The sequence below is a fragment of the Xanthobacter autotrophicus genome, from assembly GCF_029991245.1.
Lineage (GTDB): Bacteria > Pseudomonadota > Alphaproteobacteria > Rhizobiales > Xanthobacteraceae > Xanthobacter > Xanthobacter autotrophicus_C.
Window position 1 is genome coordinate 1 of record NZ_JAIVFO010000322.1, and the last position, 670, is coordinate 670.

Consider the following 670-nt stretch of genomic DNA (forward strand, 5'->3'; position numbering starts at 1 on the left):
GCTGGAGGTGTTCCGCGCCTGCCGGTCGCGACGGGGCGACAACGGGCGCGATGACCGCAAGTTCCTCGAAGCCATGCACTATTTCACCGTGCACAACATCTCCTGGCGGGCGCTGCCGGCCGAGTTCGGCGCATGGAACAGCGTCTGGAAAAGGTTCTGGCGACTGCGCCAGGCCGGCGTGTTCGAGCTGTTCTTCGAAACCCTGGCATCAGCCGCACGGCGCATCTGGTCCAGATGTTCGATTCCACCGTCGTGCGCGCCCATGTCTCCGCCGCCGGGGCAAAAGGGGGCAGCAGGGCCAGGCCCTCGGCCGATCGCGGGGTGGCTTCTCCACCAAGATCCACCTCAAGAGCGACTTCGACGGCCAGCCGATCGCCTTCCACCTGACCGGTGGCGAGGCCGGCGACAGCCCACTCTTCAAGCTGCTGCTGGATCTTGGTCCCGATGTGAAGCCGCGCGCCGCCCTCGCCGACAAGGGCTATGACGCCAAGGCCAACCGGGCCTTGGCCCGGGCTCGGGGCATCGCGCCCGCCATCCCGTTCAAATCCAATGCGAAAGACCGCCCGGCCTTCTTCCCGAAGGCGCTCTACCGGGGCCGTGCCCGCATCGAGCAGTGCTTCGGAAAGCTGAAGCGATTCAAGCGCGTCGCCCTGCGCTGCGAGAAGACCGA

At 66.9% G+C, this 670-nt stretch carries 2 pseudogenes; both read left to right on the forward strand.

Features of this window, described 5'->3' with window-relative positions:
- Positions 1 to 73: 73 nt before the first annotated feature.
- Positions 74 to 130 (forward strand): annotated as a pseudogene (locus K9U41_RS24010) (hypothetical protein); the annotation flags it as partial.
- 184 nt (positions 131 to 314) lie between these two features.
- Positions 315 to 670, forward strand: a pseudogene (locus tag K9U41_RS23020) (transposase); the annotation flags it as partial.